Origin of the sequence: Brevibacillus brevis, assembly GCF_022026395.1 — a bacterium.
In the GTDB taxonomy this organism is placed as follows: domain Bacteria; phylum Bacillota; class Bacilli; order Brevibacillales; family Brevibacillaceae; genus Brevibacillus.
This window is the reverse complement of record NZ_CP041767.1, coordinates 4,280,774-4,299,179: the sequence shown is the minus strand read 5'-3', so window position 1 is coordinate 4,299,179 and position 18,406 is coordinate 4,280,774. Positions and strand designations below refer to the sequence as shown.

At 49.3% G+C, this 18,406-nt stretch carries 17 protein-coding genes and 1 riboswitch; of the genes, 7 read left to right on the top strand and 10 right to left on the bottom strand.

What is annotated here, in order from left to right:
* Window positions 1-14: 14 nt before the first annotated feature.
* The 5 genes from FO446_RS20470 to acnA all read right to left on the bottom strand — a co-directional run bounded on the left by FO446_RS20470 (window position 15) and on the right by acnA (window position 6,626).
* Complete coding sequence (locus FO446_RS20470) at window positions 15-338, bottom strand: DUF3892 domain-containing protein (protein WP_173610979.1); 324 nt, start codon at window positions 336-338, stop codon at window positions 15-17.
* An 87-nt stretch (window positions 339-425) separates the two neighbouring features.
* On the bottom strand, window positions 426-656 hold the full coding sequence (locus FO446_RS20465; protein ID WP_237901078.1) for a DUF2785 domain-containing protein: 231 nt from the start codon (window positions 654-656) through the stop codon (window positions 426-428).
* A gap of 139 nt (window positions 657-795) precedes the next feature.
* Window positions 796-2,388 carry an alkaline phosphatase family protein gene (locus FO446_RS20460; protein WP_232773833.1) on the bottom strand — a complete coding sequence of 531 codons (1,593 nt, stop codon included), beginning with the start codon at window positions 2,386-2,388 and terminating at the stop codon, window positions 796-798.
* 79 nt (window positions 2,389-2,467) lie between these two features.
* Window positions 2,468-3,649, bottom strand: coding sequence for an alanine racemase (alr, locus tag FO446_RS20455; protein WP_237901077.1), 1,182 nt, complete (start codon window positions 3,647-3,649; stop codon window positions 2,468-2,470).
* A 247-nt stretch (window positions 3,650-3,896) separates the two neighbouring features.
* Window positions 3,897-6,626 (bottom strand): aconitate hydratase AcnA, encoded by a 2,730-nt coding sequence (gene acnA / locus FO446_RS20450; RefSeq protein WP_173610981.1) that lies wholly within the window; start codon window positions 6,624-6,626, stop codon window positions 3,897-3,899.
* Window positions 6,627-6,917: 291 nt separating this feature from the next.
* Here acnA and FO446_RS20445 point away from each other — a divergent pair, with 291 nt between their 5' ends.
* The 3 genes from FO446_RS20445 to FO446_RS20435 are packed head-to-tail and all read left to right on the top strand — an operon-like array spanning window position 6,918 to window position 10,411.
* A complete protein-coding gene (locus FO446_RS20445; RefSeq protein ID WP_173610982.1) occupies window positions 6,918-8,675 on the top strand; it encodes an ABC transporter ATP-binding protein in 1,758 nt (585 codons plus the stop codon).
* 15 nt (window positions 8,676-8,690) lie between these two features.
* A complete protein-coding gene (locus tag FO446_RS20440; RefSeq protein ID WP_217367230.1) occupies window positions 8,691-9,353 on the top strand; it encodes a response regulator transcription factor in 663 nt (220 codons plus the stop codon).
* On the top strand, window positions 9,350-10,411 hold the full coding sequence (locus FO446_RS20435; RefSeq protein WP_237898933.1) for a sensor histidine kinase: 1,062 nt from the start codon (window positions 9,350-9,352) through the stop codon (window positions 10,409-10,411). Before FO446_RS20440 ends, FO446_RS20435 begins: the two co-directional genes overlap by 4 nt.
* A gap of 63 nt (window positions 10,412-10,474) precedes the next feature.
* Here the strand turns inward: FO446_RS20435 and FO446_RS20430 are convergent, their stop codons facing one another.
* From FO446_RS20430 to FO446_RS20410, 5 genes are all read right to left on the bottom strand, one after another.
* Window positions 10,475-11,500: a ThiF family adenylyltransferase gene (locus FO446_RS20430; protein ID WP_237898931.1), complete on the bottom strand. Its 1,026-nt coding sequence runs from the start codon at window positions 11,498-11,500 to the stop codon at window positions 10,475-10,477.
* Between the two features lie 4 nt (window positions 11,501-11,504).
* A complete protein-coding gene (moaD, locus tag FO446_RS20425) occupies window positions 11,505-12,212 on the bottom strand; it encodes a molybdopterin converting factor subunit 1 (RefSeq protein ID WP_173610986.1) in 708 nt (235 codons plus the stop codon).
* 103 nt (window positions 12,213-12,315) lie between these two features.
* Window positions 12,316-13,134 (bottom strand): SPL family radical SAM protein, encoded by an 819-nt coding sequence (locus tag FO446_RS20420; RefSeq protein ID WP_173610987.1) that lies wholly within the window; start codon window positions 13,132-13,134, stop codon window positions 12,316-12,318.
* Window positions 13,135-13,146: 12 nt separating this feature from the next.
* Window positions 13,147-13,860, bottom strand: a complete 714-nt coding sequence (locus tag FO446_RS20415; RefSeq protein WP_173610988.1) for a 2OG-Fe(II) oxygenase — start codon at window positions 13,858-13,860, stop codon at window positions 13,147-13,149.
* Window positions 13,853-14,392: a methylated-DNA--[protein]-cysteine S-methyltransferase gene (locus tag FO446_RS20410; protein WP_173610989.1), complete on the bottom strand. Its 540-nt coding sequence runs from the start codon at window positions 14,390-14,392 to the stop codon at window positions 13,853-13,855. Before FO446_RS20410 ends, FO446_RS20415 begins: the two co-directional genes overlap by 8 nt.
* A 172-nt stretch (window positions 14,393-14,564) precedes the next feature.
* On the opposite strand from FO446_RS20410, the gene moaC reads away from it, so the two are divergent.
* From moaC to FO446_RS20390, 4 genes are all read left to right on the top strand, one after another.
* Window positions 14,565-15,047 carry a cyclic pyranopterin monophosphate synthase MoaC gene (gene moaC, locus FO446_RS20405; RefSeq protein WP_173610990.1) on the top strand — a complete coding sequence of 161 codons (483 nt, stop codon included), beginning with the start codon at window positions 14,565-14,567 and terminating at the stop codon, window positions 15,045-15,047.
* Between the two features lie 3 nt (window positions 15,048-15,050).
* Window positions 15,051-16,307, top strand: coding sequence for an MFS transporter (locus tag FO446_RS20400; protein WP_173610991.1), 1,257 nt, complete (start codon window positions 15,051-15,053; stop codon window positions 16,305-16,307).
* Window positions 16,308-16,367: 60 nt separating this feature from the next.
* Window positions 16,368-16,482: riboswitch (SAM riboswitch) on the top strand.
* 83 nt (window positions 16,483-16,565) lie between these two features.
* Window positions 16,566-17,747: a pyridoxal phosphate-dependent aminotransferase gene (locus FO446_RS20395; RefSeq protein ID WP_232773838.1), complete on the top strand. Its 1,182-nt coding sequence runs from the start codon at window positions 16,566-16,568 to the stop codon at window positions 17,745-17,747.
* Between the two features lie 154 nt (window positions 17,748-17,901).
* Window positions 17,902-18,372 carry a hypothetical protein gene (locus FO446_RS20390; protein ID WP_173610993.1) on the top strand — a complete coding sequence of 157 codons (471 nt, stop codon included), beginning with the start codon at window positions 17,902-17,904 and terminating at the stop codon, window positions 18,370-18,372.
* Window positions 18,373-18,406: the final 34 nt, after the last annotated feature.

Below are 18,406 nucleotides of genomic sequence, written 5' to 3'. Positions count from 1 at the left end.
CGACCTTTTTGCCGTCAAAAGTCAGGCAGATTATCCAAATTGTTTTCCTTGATTCCGTCTGGCTCACTCCGCAGAATGTCTCTCCCATACTTGTGAAATACGTCTACATGAGCCAGCTTGCCAGCCTTTGCGTCGTTGAGTGCGGTGATATAGTCGAGCTCGCGGCCTGTGTCTGTTTTAAAGGCGATCAAGTCTCCATCGTCATTTTTCCTGACGGCGACGATTTGCTCTTTTCCCGTATTCGTCAGTGGGCTGTTGTCTTCATTTTCCTGGATCGCCTGTTGTTCTCCGGCATTTTTGTACGTTTCATAAATTTGTTCAAAGTTTCGTTGATCCATGCATCATCCCTCCTCATCAGTAGGGTGCCTAAAATGGGGGAGAACATGTATTCGTTTTGATTTTCGGTGACTATGCTCGCTGTGAACTTAGAGGAAGCAAGGTCGCTGCAATCCACTTATACGATTCGATTGAATAGCTACTATCCAAACGATTCGCAAAACTCCGAACCCATCCATCCAAATCATCCATTGAGAGTTCATCACGATTCCAGACAGGTCAGTCTGATCCAGTTCACTGCATTGAGTCAGGTCATCGAGAGCGTCTGCAGCATGAGCGGTAGCATGCGCCCAGCGTTTTTCTTCCCCATAGCCTCGCAGGTCTGTTTCTTGCCGGATGTAAGAGAAAAGGATGATTCCGATGCAGGATCAAGATAAGGGGAAGTAATAAAACGACGGAATAAAAAGAGTAGAGGGCAGATTTTCCGAAACCCGCCCTTTCTCTAAAAAACTGCCTTACTCACTCGGTTGTCAGGCGCAGCAGCCAATCTTTCAAGTCGACGATACGCAAAGTTTTGGGTTTCGTGGTTGTCCCGGTTACCAGCAGGGGAACGAGTGAGTCGATCTCGTGCAAGGAACCGTGTGCCGCTCCGCCGATATGGGTGGGAGAGCTTTCGGTAATGAGCTCATGCCCAGGCTGAACAGTAACGACCACATATCTGCCTTCATGCGAATTCATTGCGCCATAGAGCCTCGCTAGAACGTCCGGGTATTTCCCGTATGTCATCCGGTTGTTCTTGATGGTCATATCCAGCAGACGCGGATCGCCATCGAAGGTCCATGTTTGACCATATGGATCAATATAGGGACCGTTTGGCTGGTAAGAAAACTGTTGATTGATCTGGCCTGCTGTTACGACAATCTTTTGATCTTCCTTACGCGCAATGATGTCCAGCTTAGCTTCACGCTGCAAGCGTTTTACGATATCCGATAACGGAATACGTGAGTCCAAGGCGTAAATATAAGCCATCCGTTCGTTGGTCGAAATCACGACTTGATCAGTAGGGGTGACAGGCTGACTGATTTTGGCTATACGATAGTCGGTCAATAAGCTGCGCAAGTCAATGGTAGCGGTCTTGCGATCATTCAGAACAGGGGTCTGTCCACTGTCTCCCATGACGATCCACCGCGCTTCTTTGATTGCTTTGTCCCACGAGCCAAATGCATCGAGTACGGTCTGAAGCGCTTTATCCGCTTTTTCAATCCCTTCGATCGTAGCGGGTCCCTTCTTATGTACTTCCATATCATTTTCCGGCAAGTAGGTGATGGTAAGAGGGGGAAGCTTTTTGTTGGCGATGAGATAGGCAGCCTCCTGCGCGGAAAACTCATCGTTCATCCCGTATTTTCGCCAAATGCGCTTTTCACGCTTTTGATTCGGATCAAGCTGGGCAAATGCTGCATACGACATCAATTTTGGTCCGGTCACATTCAGTTCACTTGGCAAACGTGTGCCGAAATCAATGAGACGGGGGATTTGTAAGGTGTGGGGCGTTTTGCCTCGCCATAGAATCGCATTGATGGAAGCGGTATCCTTGCCTTTTTCCGCCAATTCTTCATGGATGGTTTTCGTATGCGGATTGAGCTGGACCAGGTTTAATTGATGAAGGATATCTAACAGCACTTGTGGCTGATCGATCTTTAGCCCTTCTTTGGGACCATACCCGTAATAAATCATCCGCTTTTCCTTGTTGCTGAACCAGGATAATCCCGGTACATGATGCTGATTGGCATACGTCCCTGTAAGAAGGGTGCTGTCGATCGCCACCGACATGGTGGGGAATGAGCTCACAACTTGCGGGTAATAGCGCCCGTTTGCAAGCAAATAGCCCAAAGCTGGAGCGCGGCCTTGCCGGATTGCTTCTTGCAGTGGTTTGTCCATTAACGAATCAATGAGAATGAGCAGGACAGGCTTTTGTGATTCGTTTTTCTCAGCCGTGGGTTGAGCCTTAAGGCTATGCTGACGGATTTGGGAAGCTGAGTCTGGCTTGCAGCTGATCACAGTCAGACTCAGCACCAACAGGAGAAGGGTGGCGTATGTGAATCGCGGCTTCATGTTTCCATTCCTTTTATGCGAATTTGGTTTTCCCTATTTTTCGTTTTCGGGGAAAAATTATTCTCCAAGTCTGCCTCATTTACCCTTCCGGCAACAGATGAGAGATCTCTACAATCACCCCTTTTTCCAAAAACAAACGAGGGATGCGATTACTGAGGGTGGCAACGACTTCATAATTGATCGTTCCGAGCATTTCAGCAATCTCATCGACAGTAATCTCGAGGTTTCCTTGCTTGCCATAAATCACGACTTCATCGCCTTGCTTTCCACTGCCTTCTCCCAAGCTGACCATCATCTGATCCATCGTCACTCGCCCTGCGATTGGCAACCTTCTGCCTCGATACAGAACAAATCCCCGGTTAGAGAGTGCGCGCGAATATCCGTCGGCATAACCGATTGGAACCGTCCCGATGACCTCTCCGTGCTTTGCTATGTATGTAGCCCCATAACTGATGGTATAAGGTGGCGTCAGCATTGTCTTCACATAGGAGAAGCGCGATTTCAAGCTGAGTGCCGGAACGAGCTTCACACGATGGAGTTGGCGGATATAAGCGGATGGATACAGCCCGTACATGCCGATTCCGAGGCGGATCATATCGGCGCTATATTCGGGAAAAGCAATAGTGGCGGCGGTGTTGCACATGTGTACGGTCGGAAGCTCGAAGCCTTTTTCCTTCAGGTAACGAAGATAATCAACAAATAACTCGTGTTGCGCTTTGGTTAATGTGTGGTCAGGTTCATCCGCAGTGGAAAAATGAGTGAAGATTCCGGTCCATGCAAGGGAAGAGCTTGAAGTTAACGCCTTCACGACTGAAAGCAACGCAGATTTTGTCCGTACGCCGAGACGTCCCATGCCAGTGTCTACATTGATATGGATGTTCAAACGATTGGAGAAAGTGGTTGCTTTGACAATTTTATCGGCTTTTTTGATCCAATCGGCCTGAAACGCAGACAGCTCAATATTCCAGGCGACCGCCTCTTTGACACGTGAAAGAGGAGTGAATCCCAGCACGAGAATAGGTGCTACAATGCCCGCCTTTCGCAAGACGATGCCTTCTTCCAGGATGGCGACAGCGAGAGAAGTAGCCCCGTACTCGAGGGCATGGCGGGCTACTCCAACAGAACCATGGCCATAGGCATTCGCTTTTACAACTGCAATGATTTTCGTCTGTTCAGGAATATGCCGGCGTATGGCCCGAATGTTTTTCTTAATGGCATCGAGATTGACCTCGATCCAGGTTTCGCGAAACAACTGTTTCATCACGAAAATCCCTCCCTTTTTGTGGGAAACAATTCCCTCTTCCATGCGTATTCACCGTTTCTTCTTCTTAGGCGTGGCCTATCACTATCAGGAAGTGAAAACAAAAAACAGACCAAGTGTAGAGAGGCCTGTTTAACGACAACCATGTTCTGACTGGGAACGTAAAAAGGGCAGACTGCCGAGATACTCGGAGCCTGCCCTTTTCATTGGGTGGGTGCTGATACGAACTTATTTTTTATTCGTTTGCTTACGCGTTTACTGGTTTGCCTTCATCCAGCAACTGACGCAGAACCGTTTGCAGGATACCACCATTGCGGTAGTAGTCTACGTCTACCATGGAATCGAGGCGCACGATTACTTCGAATTCGAAAGTGCTGCCGTCTTTCTTCGTTGCTTCTACTTTTACGCGTTGGCCAGGTTGAACATCATCGGAGAGACCCACAATGCTGAAGGACTCAGTACCGTCGATGCCGAGGGACTTCCAGCTTTGGCCATCAGCGAATTGCAGAGGCAGAACGCCCATACCAACCAGGTTAGCACGGTGGATACGCTCGAAGCTCTCAGCGATAACCGCTTTGATACCCAAGAGGAATGTACCTTTTGCTGCCCAGTCACGGGAAGAACCAGTACCGTACTCTTTACCAGCCAGTACAACGAGTGGAGTACCGTCTGCTTGATACTTCATGGAAGCATCGTAGATGGACATTACTTCGTCAGTTGGCAAGTATTTCGTTACGCCGCCCTCAGTTCCAGGAGCTACTTGGTTGCGGATACGGATGTTCGCAAATGTACCGCGCATCATGACATCGTGGCTACCACGACGAGCACCGTAGGAGTTGAAGTCTTTGCGCTCTACGCCGTTTGCTTGCAGATACAGACCTGCTGGGCTAGTTGGCGAGATGTTACCAGCTGGGGAGATATGGTCAGTTGTCACAGAATCACCGAAGAGTGCGATGGTGTTCGCTGCTTTGATGTCTGCAATTTTAGCGATTTCTCCAGCCAGGTTTTGGAAGAATGGCGGTTCTTGGATGTACGTGGATTTTTCATCCCACTCATACAGGTCGCCAGTTGGAACGTCGATTTTGTTCCAAGCTTCGTTTTGTGTGAACACTTGGCCGTACTCAGCGCGGAACAGAGCCGGATTCATAGCTTTGTCCATAGCAGCTGCGATCTCTTGTGGAGTTGGCCAGATGTCTTTCAAGAATACAGGTTGACCGTCTTTGCCAGTGCCGATTGGCTCTGTAGTCAGGTCGATATTTACAGTACCTGCGAGTGCATAGGCGATAACCAATGGAGGAGAAGCGAGGTAGTTCGCTTTTACCTGTGCATGGATACGGCCTTCGAAGTTACGGTTACCGGAGAGTACCGCTGCAACTGTCAGATCTTCGTCAGCGATAGCTTTGCTGGTTTCCTCTGGCAATGGACCGGAGTTACCGATGCAAGTGGTGCAACCATAACCTACGACGTTGAATCCGATAGCATCCAGAGAATCGATCAGACCAGCGTCTTTCAGGTATTGGGTAACTACGCGAGAACCTGGAGCCAGGGAGCTTTTTACGAAAGGAGGCTTTTTCAGGCCTTTTTCCACAGCTTTTTTCGCCAGGATACCTGCACCCAGCATTACGCTAGGATTTGATGTATTGGTACAGGAAGTGATCGCTGCGATAACAACCGAACCAGTTTTCAGCGTAGCTGTTTCACCGTTTGGATAAGCAACAGGTGCGCTAGCTGCGATTTTCTCTTCGGAGAGACCAAATCCGCCTTTGTCGATCGGCGTCACGAGGCTGTTATTGAAGGATTCCTTCATAGCAGTCAGTTCTACGCGGTCTTGAGGACGTTTTGGACCAGCCAAGCTAGGTACGACAGTGGACAGATCCAGTTCCAATGTTTCGGAGAATACTGGGTCAACAGTCTCGTCAGTACGGAAGAGGCCTTGTGCTTTGGTGTAAGTTTCAACCAAGGAGATCAGGTCTTCTTCACGACCGGTTTGACGCATGTAGTTGAGTGTCTCAGCATCTACTGGGAAAAAGCCCATAGTAGCGCCGTACTCAGGTGCCATGTTCGCTACGGTAGCGCGGTCAGCCAGCGAGATGTTGGACAGGCCTGGTCCGTAGAACTCCACGAATTTACCTACAACGCCTTTTTTACGCAGCATTTGCGTAACAGTCAGAGCGAGGTCGGTTGCAGTCGCACCAGCACTCAGGGTACCAGTCAGTTTGAAACCAACTACTTCTGGCGTTACGAAATACAGAGGTTGTCCGAGCATTCCTGCTTCTGCCTCGATACCACCAACACCCCATCCAAGAACACCAAGACCGTTGATCATAGTGGTGTGGGAGTCAGTACCTACGAGAGAGTCAGGGAAAGCAACCAATTCGCCATCTACTTCGCGAGTAGCGATTACAGTTGCGAGGTACTCCAAGTTTACTTGGTGAACGATACCAGTAGCTGGAGGAACCGCACGGAAGTTGTCAAACGCAGTTTGTGCCCAACGCAGGAAGCGGTAGCGCTCTTGGTTGCGTTCGAATTCCAATTTCATGTTGTTGTCCAGAGCGGACGCGTTACCGAAATCGTCAACCATGACGGAGTGGTCGATAACGAGGTCAACTGGAACCAACGGGTTGATTCGTTTTGGATCTCCACCAGCGCGCTTCATCGCGATGCGCATCGCTGCCAAGTCAACTACAGCCGGTACACCGGTGAAGTCTTGCAGAACGATACGAGCTGGCATGAGAGGTACTTCTTGGTTTTCGTCGCGGCCTTTTGTCCAGGTCGCCAATTGTTGTACGTGTTCTTTGGTGATCGCGCGGCCGTCGAACTGACGAACAGCAGCCTCGAGCAGAACTTTAATGGAGAACGGCAGTTTGGAAACATCGCCCAATCCTTGTTCTTCCAACCCTTGCAGGCGATAGTAAGCAAAAGACTTGTCGCCTACTTGCAGGGAAGACTTTACTTTGTAAGCATCTTTGTTAGCCAATGTATACAACCTCCCTATAATAACTTGGAGTTTCATCTGGTGAAACGTTGTTTCGTTTCTTCATTACGAACCTATTATATACGATTTGTTTCCCGGCTTCTACCCCAAATTCATCATTTATATACAAAAATCATAGGTAAAGAAAATTGGATCAGAAACGTCTTCTTACTTAGAAAGAAGAAAATTGCACGCACTTGAATTATTATCCCGTTTATATTTCGTTTACATTCATGCAGTATCTTATCACTTGCAAGTGAAAATGAGTGGAGGAAAAAGGGGAGAAATGAACGAATGGAACAAACCAACAGCGTAGCGAAATGGGGAAACTGGCGACCTTTCTTTCGATTAATTAGGGACACAAAGCCATCCAAGCTGAAAATCGGTGTCGCGTTGTTCATGAGCATCGCAACTACACTAGTTAGCTTAGTGATACCGTTGTTTACGAAGGATTTGGTGGACAGCTTTTCCCTGTCTACGATCACAACACCACAAATCATTCTAATGATCGTTGCCTTTGTCGCACAAGCCATTGCAGGAGGACTGTCCATCTACTTATTAAATCATGTCGGCGAGAGTGTGGTGGCCTCACTCCGTGAACGACTATGGAAAAAACTGCTCGTCCTGCCGATCTCTTATTATGATAACAACCGGACTGGTGATACGATCAGTCGAATGACAAACGATACCGGCGTTGTGAAAAGCCTGATTACGGAGCACCTGTCCAGCTTTTTCACAGGATTGATCACGATTGTTGGTTCTGTGGTGACCTTGCTCTACCTCGATTGGCAAATGACGTTAACCATGCTCGTTGCTGTGCCGCTGTGCATCGGGATTCTCATGCCGCTTGGCAGTCAGATGTACAAAATTTCAAAAGGATTGCAAGATGAAACCGCCAGCTTTACAACCATTATGAATCAAGTGCTCCAAGAAATGCGGCTCGTCAAATCTTCCAATGCCGAAACCCACGAGTTGGGAATGGGAACAAAGGCAATCGGGAATTTGTTCCGATTCGGGCTGAGAGAAGGAAAAGTCCAAGCCGTCATTGGACCGCTAATGTCCTTTATCCTGATGGTGCTGCTCGTGGTTGTGATCGGCTATGGTGGCATGCGCGTGTCCATGGGAGCATTGACAGCTGGTGAGCTGGTCGCATTTATTTTGTATCTGGTGCAAATTGTCATCCCACTGGGGCAATTCACACAGTTTTTCACCTCGTTACAAAAAGCCATGGGGGCAACCGAAAGAATCATCTCGACACTGAACGCTGAAGAGGAAGATCTTCTGACAGGACGGACGCTTGAAAACGCAGGACTGCCCATCCATTTGAGCCATGTGAGCTTCGCGTATGAGAACGGGGAAACCATTCTCGATGATGTCAGCTTTACGATTGGGGCCGGAAAAGTAAATGCGATTGTCGGACCGAGCGGCAGCGGCAAGACGACGTTGTTTTCCCTGGTTGAAAGATATTACCAGCCACTGACTGGAGAAATCAGGCTAGGCAATGATCCCATCACGGATTTTTCCTTGAAGTCATGGAGAAGTCAAATCGGCTACGTTTCCCAGGAAAGTCCATTGATCGCCGGAACCATCCGAGAGAATATTTGCTACGGGATTTCACGGACGATTACCGACGAGGAGTTGAAGGAAGCGGCAAAGATGGCCTATGCGGATCAATTTATTGAGGAATTGCCGAATGGCTATGAGACAGAAGTAGGGGAGCGAGGCATGAAGCTATCGGGTGGACAACGCCAACGAATCGGCATTGCCCGTGCACTGCTTCGGGACCCGCAAATCTTGATGCTGGATGAAGCGACCTCTAGCTTGGACAGTAATTCCGAGATGATCGTCCAGAAGGCGTTGCAAAATTTGATGAAGGGACGCACCACCCTCGTGATTGCCCATCGCTTGTCTACCGTGGTGGAGGCAGACCAAATCATCTTTTTGGAAAAGGGAAAAATCACAGGTATGGGTACACATGAAGAGCTTTTTCAAACTCATGAGATGTACCGGGAATTGGCTAGTCAGCAATTGCTCGTAAAAGAGAGGGTGTAGAACGTGACCACGATTATGGTAGTTGACGACGATCCGCATATTCGCGAGCTCGTCAGCGTCTTCTTGCGCAATGAAGGCTTTACGATAGTGGAAGCCGTTGACGGACAGGAGGCATTGGACAAATTGGAATCAGTTGCCGCACAACTGGTGATTCTTGACATCATGATGCCGAACATGGACGGCTGGGAGCTGTGTCGAAAGCTTCGTGAGTATTATGATTTTCCCTTGCTCATGCTGACTGCCAAGGGAGAGACATCACAAAAAATCAAAGGCTTTGAGCTGGGGACAGATGATTATTTGGTGAAGCCGTTTGATCCGCAGGAGCTGGTCGTCCGGGTAAAAGCGCTGCTCAAGCGCTACCGGATTGCCGCTTCGCATCAGGTTCAAGCAGGTCAACTGTTACTTGATCGTAAAACATTTGCAGTCACTAGTGGCACGAAAACCTGGACGATCCCACTAAAGGAGTTCGAGCTGTTGTTCAAACTGGCCAGCTATCCCGGGCAGACCATTTCCCGCGAGCAGCTGATCGAACAAATATGGGGCTATGATTTTGAGGGGAATGAGCGTACGGTAGACGTGCACATCAACCGGTTGCGGGAACGTTTTCCGGAAGCGATGTACGGCTTTTTGATCCGGACGGTCCGAGGACTTGGTTATCGTTTGGAGATCGTCGTATGAAAAAGAGAAGTCCAGAACATTCCTATGTTTTGCTGAAAAAAATCGTCAGTGTGGTGGGCTTATGTGTTGTTTTTGCCTTGTGCGGCCTAGGTGCATACGGGATTACGACTCTCTTTTATAGCTATACGGGCTATCATCCCAATAATCTTGTAAAAACGTTGGTCCAATCCGTTTTGAACTGCATCCTGTTTATTGGGGTAGGAATAATTATTTCTTTCTTCACCATGTCAAGGCATCGGGGCAGGTTTCAACCATTGATTGATGCGCTTAGACGGATTGCCATGGGGGATTTTCGGGTCAATCTGGATATCAAGCTGGCCCATGAATGGGGGGAGTTGGTGGACGGCATCAACCATGTGGCGGAACAATTAAATGAAATGGAGAAGCTGCGGCAGGAGTTCATCTCCAATGTTTCCCACGAAATCCAATCGCCTTTGACGTCCATCAGCGGGTTTGCTCGCGCCCTGCATAATGAAAGACTTAGCCAAGAAGAGCGTAAACGCTACTTGGAGATTATCGAGTCGGAAAGCAAGCGACTGTCCAAGATCAGCGACAACCTGCTTAAGCTCACTGCACTAGAGGGCATCCAGCATGATTTGGAGCGGAAGCGATATCGGTTGGACACGCAACTACGCGCACTTATCCTTGCATGCGAGCCCCAATGGGTGGCGAAAGAGATTGAACTGGACATAGACTTGGAAAAAGTCGAAATCGTGGCAGACGAGGATATGCTGAGTCAAGTCTGGACCAACTTGCTTGGGAACAGCATCAAATTCACAGGGGCAGGCGGGAAAATCAGCGTAAAGCTGGAGAAGGTAAACGGAGAAGTACTCGTGAAAATAACCGACACAGGAATCGGGATTTCCAAGGAAAATCAGGAGCGCATTTTCGAAAGATTTTTCAAGGCGGACCCATCGCGGAATCGAGCCAATTCGGGCAGTGGTCTGGGGCTGGCGATTGTGAAAAAAATAATGGATTTGCATCATGCGACGATCGTCGTGGATAGTGAAGTAGGGAAAGGTACCACGTTTACGATTACATTTGTTCAAACGGCGTAAAAAAGCTGCCCCTTCGTCCGAGTGACGGTCTGGGACAGCTTATTTTCATTACGGGTAAACCAGTTACGCGCCGATATACTTGGCATGGAGCGAACGTGCCAGGCTGACGTCATCTGTGCCTTGCACGAGGACGCGACCATCTGGGAAAATGACGAGCGTGTACGTATCGACACGGAAACGCAGCAAAAACTTGTTCTGCTCAATTTGTCCCAAAGGGGAAAGTCTTGCTGCCAATGCGTTCAGATCAAGTGTCATTGCAGCGGCGGGCGAGATTTGTACGGTGTCTCGACCACAAAGCGAAACGGCTTGTCCATCTTGGGTATCCGGCTGTAAAAACGAAAATTGCTTCTGCCCGCATGTCGGACAATCGTCTCGGCGGGCATTGACCACCTTGATTTGCTGATGGCGATTATGCCAAATCTCAAAGTGCTCCAAATTCGGATTGAGTTCATCGATTGCGTCTACTAACAGCTTGAATGCTTCTGTTGCCTGATAGGAGGCGACGATGTGAATGATAGGTCCGATGACGCCAGCCGTGTCACAGGTAGGCATCTCACCCGGGTTTGGCGCTTCAGGGAAAAGACAGCGCAAGCAAGGCGTGACCCCCGGACGAATCGCGGTAAAGGTTCCGGTCGCACTCACAGCGCCACCGTACACCCACGGAATGCCATGTTTGACGCAAACATCGTTTACGAGGTATCTCACCTGAAAATTATCTGTCGCATCCAGAACAAGATCGACGTCTGCCAGCAATTCCTCCGCATTGTAAGCGGTGAGGTCTGCGACAATCGGTTCGATCGTAACAGCTGCATTGATCTTTGTCAGCTTGGCGTGGGCTGCAATTGCTTTTGGCAAATGCTCGGCTGCATCGGATTCGTCGTAGAGCATTTGACGCTGTAGGTTGCTCGGCTCGACGAAGTCGCGGTCAATGATGCGGACAAAACCTACCCCAGCACGGACCATATGATTGGAGAGAACCGTTCCGAGCGCTCCCATGCCGACGATCGCAACACGGCTTTGCCCGAGCTTTTCCTGTCCACTGCGCCCGATTGGATGAAACAATATTTGACGGGAATAGCGAGTATCCAAGGCGTTACTCCACCTTTCCTTCTGGCATCGCAAGAGGATTCCATGGTCCTTGCTGATGGCCCTTCCATTCGCTTCCATCTTCCCACATTTCTTTTTTCCAAATAGGAACGATCTGCTTGAGTCGCTCGATGGCATAACGGCCTGCTTCAAATGATTCATTACGATGCGCTGTTGCCACGGCACAAACAACCGCAATCTCTTCCACAGTCAAATGACCGATACGATGGTGCATCGCGACTTGGGCTCCCGGCCAGCGTTCCTCGATCTCAGCTGCCACCTGCTTCATTTTTTCAACAGCCATAGGGGCATACGCTTCATAGGACAAATACACGGTGCGCTGCCCATGGGTAAATTCCCGAACAGTTCCGACAAAAGTAAGAATTGCGCCCGCATGCGGGTTGCTCACCAATCGAACGAGCTTGTCCGCAGAAATAGGCTCCTCGGTAATGGCAAAGCGCGGGTCTTCTTCTCCGCCGCTTACTGGAGGTAAGAGGGCAATCTCGTCATCGGCTGAAATGATCTGATTTTTCGTTGCATATTCGTGGTTGATAGAAACAAAGCAACTGCCCAAAAGCGCAGAGAGCGCAGGATATTCTTTTTCCACTGCTTGCAGAAGGTCGCTAACGGTCGCGCCTTCAGATAAGGTCAACTGTACTTCCCGGGCATTCGCACGTTCGGCGAGTCCGGCAAATAACAAGATTGTAATGGTCAAGACAATTCCTCATTTCCCTGGATGATACTACTCTCTAGGCTAGACGATATCATAAACCGATCAAAGTTGCCAATGAATGGGGTGTTACAATCGACAGTAGATTCTAAGGGGCGAAGCCTTCCTGACTCAAATAAATCTGATCCGGCGGAAAAACACGTAATAGCCGATCATAGACGATCCGATAGGCGGTAGGATCATACCATTGTTCCAGTCCCAGCTGTTCATAGAGAGCGGGAATGCCGTTTCTTTTCGTTCGTTTACCGCCGCTGCCATCTCCCATATAAAAGTCATCGACACAGACACGGGTGACCAAGGGGCGCAAAATCTCCGGGAATGACTCACTGCTCGGCAAAACAGGGGCAATCGTTGCTTGTGTAGGGATGCCTGCTTCCGCCAAGCGCTGGAGTGTTTTGAGCCGCGCTTGAATGGGGGGAGCTTGCGGGCTAAAGTACCGGCGAATTACCTCCAAATCGGTCTCGACGGTCATGCTGACGCGGACGCGATCACCCAGCAGGAGCAACAAATCTGCATCCCGCCAAACCAAGGGACTTCTCGTCTGCACCAGCAAAAAATCGGGTGGATTCTCTACCATGACTTCGAGTAAAGACCTCGTTACTTTTTCCGTTTGTTCGATGGGCTGGTACGGGTCTGTACTCGAAGACATGAAGATGGTTACCTTTCCTTTTTTCTTTGCCCGCAAAAGCTCCTTGCGCAATAAATCGGCAGCTTGCTGCTTAATGTCAACCCACGTGCCCCATTGCTCGTTGCGAAACAAAGAGACAGGCATTTGCCGAACATAGCAATAAGAGCAGGCGAAAGAACAGCCCGTATAGGGATTGAGCGAGTGAGTGTAATCAGCAAGAAATCCGCTTCCTTTATTAAGGAGGGTTTTCGGCATTTTATAGGAAAGGATGCTTTTCATATGGGGCGTTCCTCACTTTGCATCGTGAAAAATAATTCCGAGGCTGTAGCGCTTTCCTGAGGTAATCGTACTGACACCGTGGCGCAGCGTGTTTTTATAGTAGCCTCGCGTTCCCTGCACTGGACGGTAGGATGTCGGGAAAATCAGGCCAGCGCCTTGGTCCAAGGTTATCACATATCCCCTGCTCTGTGCGCGCAGTCGTTGCTCCATCAGTAGAAATTCTCCGCCCCTGTAGTCCTTCTCCTTCTGATTCAAGGCAAAAACCACTTGAAACGGGAAGAACACCTCGCCGTACATATCCTGATGCAAGCAATTATAGCCACCTGTTTCGTATTTCAAAATCAGTGGAGTAGAGCGCAACTGACCCTGCTCGTGACATTGCGCCAAAAATTCAGGGAGGGTAGCAGGATAAATAGCTTCGCGTCCCAGCAGTTCCAGCCACCGATTCGCAGTCTGCGCAAGCATTGGATAAAAGCCTTCGCGAAGCTCCTGCAAAAGCGAGGGAAGGGGAGCTTGATAATAGCGATACTCCCCTTCACCGAAACGGTACCGCGCCATTTGGATCGTATTGCGAAAAAGGTCATCCTGTCCATACGTAGCGATTAATTCTTCGCACGCATCGGCGCTTATTAAGGAAGGAAAAGTTGCATACCCTTGTTTGTCTAGCTCCTGTTGCAAGGAATGCCAGTCAAGTGCAGTGATCGTCTCTGCCACTGATTTAGCCATGCTTCACACCCCGATTTGTCTTTTTCTCCAGATCAAGCAGAGTTGTCTTCATGGGCAGTCCTCCACGATAGCCAGTCAGTGAACCGTTTTTACCGACGACGCGGTGGCAGGGTACTGTAATGAGAACCGGATTGGCACCGATTGCTGCACCGACAGCACGAACAGCAGCAGGCTTTTCAATAATGGTTGCAATGTCGGTGTACGATACCGTTTGACCGTATGGGATTTGGCGCAGTGCCTCCCAGACAGCGAGCTGAAAAGGCGTTCCAGACAGGTCGCAATCCATGGAAAAATGCTCGCGCGTTCCCTGCAAATACTCCATCAGTTCTGTTGCAAAAGGCTTTAGCCATAGATCGTCTTGCACCAGCGAACTTTGTGGGTGATGTTTTTTAACCCAAGCTTCCAATTCAGCAAAAGGCTGGTTGACCGAGCCGACATAACAAAGCCCGGCAGCCGTTGCAGCTAGATAAATGGTCCAATCACCATGCACAAGCATGGACCAATGTACCGTCTGATTCTTCCTCATTTCCATTTCCATACGCCTCCTTTGAACTGTGTACGCACAGTATACCTCCAGCACCTGTTCTTCGTACGTTTTTAGGAGTGGATGAGCAAGATAACGAAACAATGTCTTCTACATTCCCATTGCTTTTATCCAGCGGCGGGAGTAAGGTAGGAGGAGATAGAGGAGGAACGATTCTAGTATGACAGATCAATTAACACATTTTAATGAACAAAATCGAGCGCGGATGGTAGACGTATCCGAGAAGGACGTCACAAAACGGGTGGCTGTAGCCGAGAGCCAAATCAGCATGAAACCCGAAACACTCGCCCGAATCCGCGAAGGTCGAATCGAAAAGGGCGATGTACTCGCAGTTGCGCAGGTAGCAGGTGTCATGGCTGCCAAAAAGACGTGGGAAATTATCCCGATGTGTCATCCGCTGCCATTGACTGGCATCGACATACAATTTGCATTTGTAGATGAAACGACGCTTGCGATTACAGGAACCGTGAAGACGACAGGGAAAACTGGCGTCGAGATGGAGGCGTTGACCGCTGTCAGCGTAGCGGCTTTGACGGTGTATGACATGTGCAAAGCCATGGATAAAGCAATGATAATCGGTCCGACCAGTTTGCAATCCAAAACAGGCGGAAAAAGCGGCGATTTCCATCGGGGAGAGAAGTAAGCCATGAGGCAAAAATGGGAATCCTATCCGAGCAGCATTCGTTTATTGGCGATTGCTGCCGTCATTTTTTCTACCGGAATGGCGTGTATTTGGCCGCTAGTCACGATCTATATTCACAATCATCTCGGAAAGCCGCTGACTGTAGCCGGCTTCTTGTTGCTTTTAAATCAAGGCGCATTTTTGATCGGAAGTATTGTTGGCGGGATGATGTTTGACCGCTGGGGCAAAATGCGCACTATTATTGTAGGTTCCATCGGTGTTATCCTGATTTCGATCGGATTAGGTGTAACGCAAGATTTTACGATTTATGTTGTCTTGCTTCTGTTGAATGGACTGTTTTACGGGACACTTTCTCCTGTGATGAATGCATTGGCCGTCGTTTTATGGCCGGACGGAGGACGTAAAGGAATCAATCTGATTTATGTCTCCCTCAATGTGGGGGTAGCTGCCGGGTCTGCGTTGGGCGGCTTCTTGGCAAGTGTATCGTTTGCCTGGACGTTTTTCGGTAATGCCATCTCTCAAGTGATCGTCCTCGCGATGTTCATGCTCATTTTGCCGCGTCAGCTAAAAATGGTGGAACAACAACGCGAAAACGCGACGACTGGACAAAGCATGCCTGAGCAAGTAGCTGGTGATGTGCTGCGACAACCACAACAAGAGACAAAAGTGGTATGGGGCGCATTGCTGCTATTATGCGGGGGGCTGTTAATTAGCTGGATTGTCTATGTCCAATGGACGACGGTGCTGTCGACCTATATGCAAACCCTGGGCATTTCCCTCCGTCAATACAGTCTGTTGTGGACGCTGAACGGCGGTTTGATCCTGTTTGGTCAGCCATTGATTGCGTGGGTCATTCGACGCTTTGCTCGTACGCTAAAAGCACAAATGCTCTTGGGCGCTTATATTTTTGCCTTGTCGATGTTGATTTTGTCTCAGTCAACGGTTTATGCAGGCTTTGTGGCAGGCATGTTCATCATGACGCTGGGCGAAATGCTCGTGTGGCCAGCGGTGCCGGCAGTAGCTGCACAATTTACGCCTGAGGGACGAGAAGGCTTTATCCAAGGGCTGATTGCAGGGACTGGATCGGCTGGGCGGATGCTCGGTCCACTGCTTGGCGCATTCATTTTCCAATCCATTCACGCGCAGGGACTATTGTTCGTGATGGCAGGCTTGTGTTTGTTGTCTGTCGCCTTCTTTGCCTTCCACAGCTCTTTTCAGAAAAGAAGGCATCAAATGCCGGTACAGAACCAAGCATCTTGACACGGTTTACGTGCTCAAGTAGTATGATATAGACGAAAAAACAGTATATTCCGTGTGTTTGACTTATTCAGAGAGGTGGAGGGACTGGCCCTATGAAGCCCGGCAGCGGATCTGTTCCATGTGATGGACAGATGCTGTGCCAATTCCAGCAGGATTTTTTCCTGACAGATAAGGACGTGACCAAGCTGATCTCCCCCTTTTTCTGTATGGAAAAAGGGGGTTTTACTGTATTGGGCCCAAGAAAGGAATGGAACAAAGATGCGCATTCAACCCTCCGATATGATTGATCGACTCCCTACCCAGTTTTTTGCGACCCTGGTGGCAAAAGTAAACAAGGTCATTGCGCAAGGCCATGACGTCATTAACCTGGGGCAGGGCAATCCCGATTTGCCGACACCGCCGCACATTATTGAAGAATTACAGATGCAAGCGGCACAACCACTCCATCACAAATATCCGCCTTTTCAGGGACGCGTGGAACTGAAGCAGGCAGTGGCTCATTGGTATAAGCAAGAATTTGATGTGGACCTCGATCCAGAGGAAGAAGTAGCGATTTTGTTCGGTAGCAAAACCGGACTCGTAGAGATTTGCCAAGTCCTCATGAACGCAGGCGATGTTGCACTAGTTCCAGACCCAGGCTATCCGGATTATTGGTCGGGGGTTGCGGTCGTAGGCGGACGGATGGCCATGATGCCGTTGAAGGCGGAAAATGATTTCTTGCCCGACTACAGCCAGCTCTCCCAAGCTGATTTGGATCGAGCGAAACTGATGTTTCTCAACTATCCGAACAATCCGACAGCAGTCAACGCACCACTTGAGTTTTATGAAGAAACTATTCGTTTTGCCCGAAAACATGAAATCGTCGTCTGCCACGACTTCGCTTACGGGGCGATTAGCTATGACGGGAAAAAGCCGGTCAGCTTCATGCAGGTTCCGGGTGCAAAAGAAGTGGGCGTAGAATTTTATACCTTGTCCAAAACGTACAACATGGCAGGCTGGCGTGTGGGTGCCATGGTAGGAAATCGCGAGCTGGTTCGTCTGATTAACCTCATTCAGGACCATTACTTCGTCAGCCTGTTCGGAGCGGTACAGATGGCGGCAGCCAAAGCGATGACGGATTCGCAGCAGTGCGTCCGCGATCTCGTCGCTGTCTACGAAAGCCGCCGTAATGCCTTGTACTCCAATCTGCATCGGATTGGCTGGCAGGCGCCACCATCTCAAGGTTCGTTTTTTGCTTGGCTTCCTGTTCCAAGCGGCTTCACATCCGTGGAGTTCTCTGACCTGCTTTTGGAAAAAGCGCATGTCGTCGTAGCGCCGGGAAATGGCTTTGGCCCCACAGGTGAGGGCTATGTGCGAGCGGCTTTGTTATCCAACGAAGAGCGTCTTGCGGAAGCAGTCCAGCGGATTGAGCGGCTGGGGTTATTTACGAAAACAAAATAAAAGCGAGGCAATTTGGCCACACTACCGTATAAATGGAGTGTGGCTTTTTCCTTTTAGAATAAAAATCATTCTCATTATTGACAGATAATGATTTTCATTATACGATGTCATTGTTGTTAATGATAATTAGTCTCAGCGAGAGCGGGAGGGTACCATGCGCTATCAGATTAACGGTTACACGGATATGTATACGGTGATCGCCAACGAGAGAAAAATCGGCGGAGCCATTGAAGCAGGCCAGATTCGCTTGCGGACGGGAGAAGTTTACGCCAATGCTGTTCTCACTCGTTTGGAAATGTCAGGTGCGCATTTTTGCTCGATCGGATTTGTTACAGAAGAAGGCAAAAGACTGATTGTCCATGTGAATGATATCAGCATGATCGCTGATGCTCGTCACGTCAACGTATGTGAGCTGACGAACGAATGCATGAGAATAGAAAAGTCAGCAGAGAGACTGAAGCGATTGAAGCGACTCTGTGAGCTGAATGAAGGTAGCTGTACGCCGACCTTCCAGGAAGAGGCATTGCTGTTGGCAAGCGATATCGGTATGGAAGAAGCGTCCAATCATGTCGACCTCTCTTTCCTCCCACATACAGAAAAACCGCGTGTGTTCCGCATCGCCTAGATATAGCGATACATATGAACCCCTTTTCGTTTGA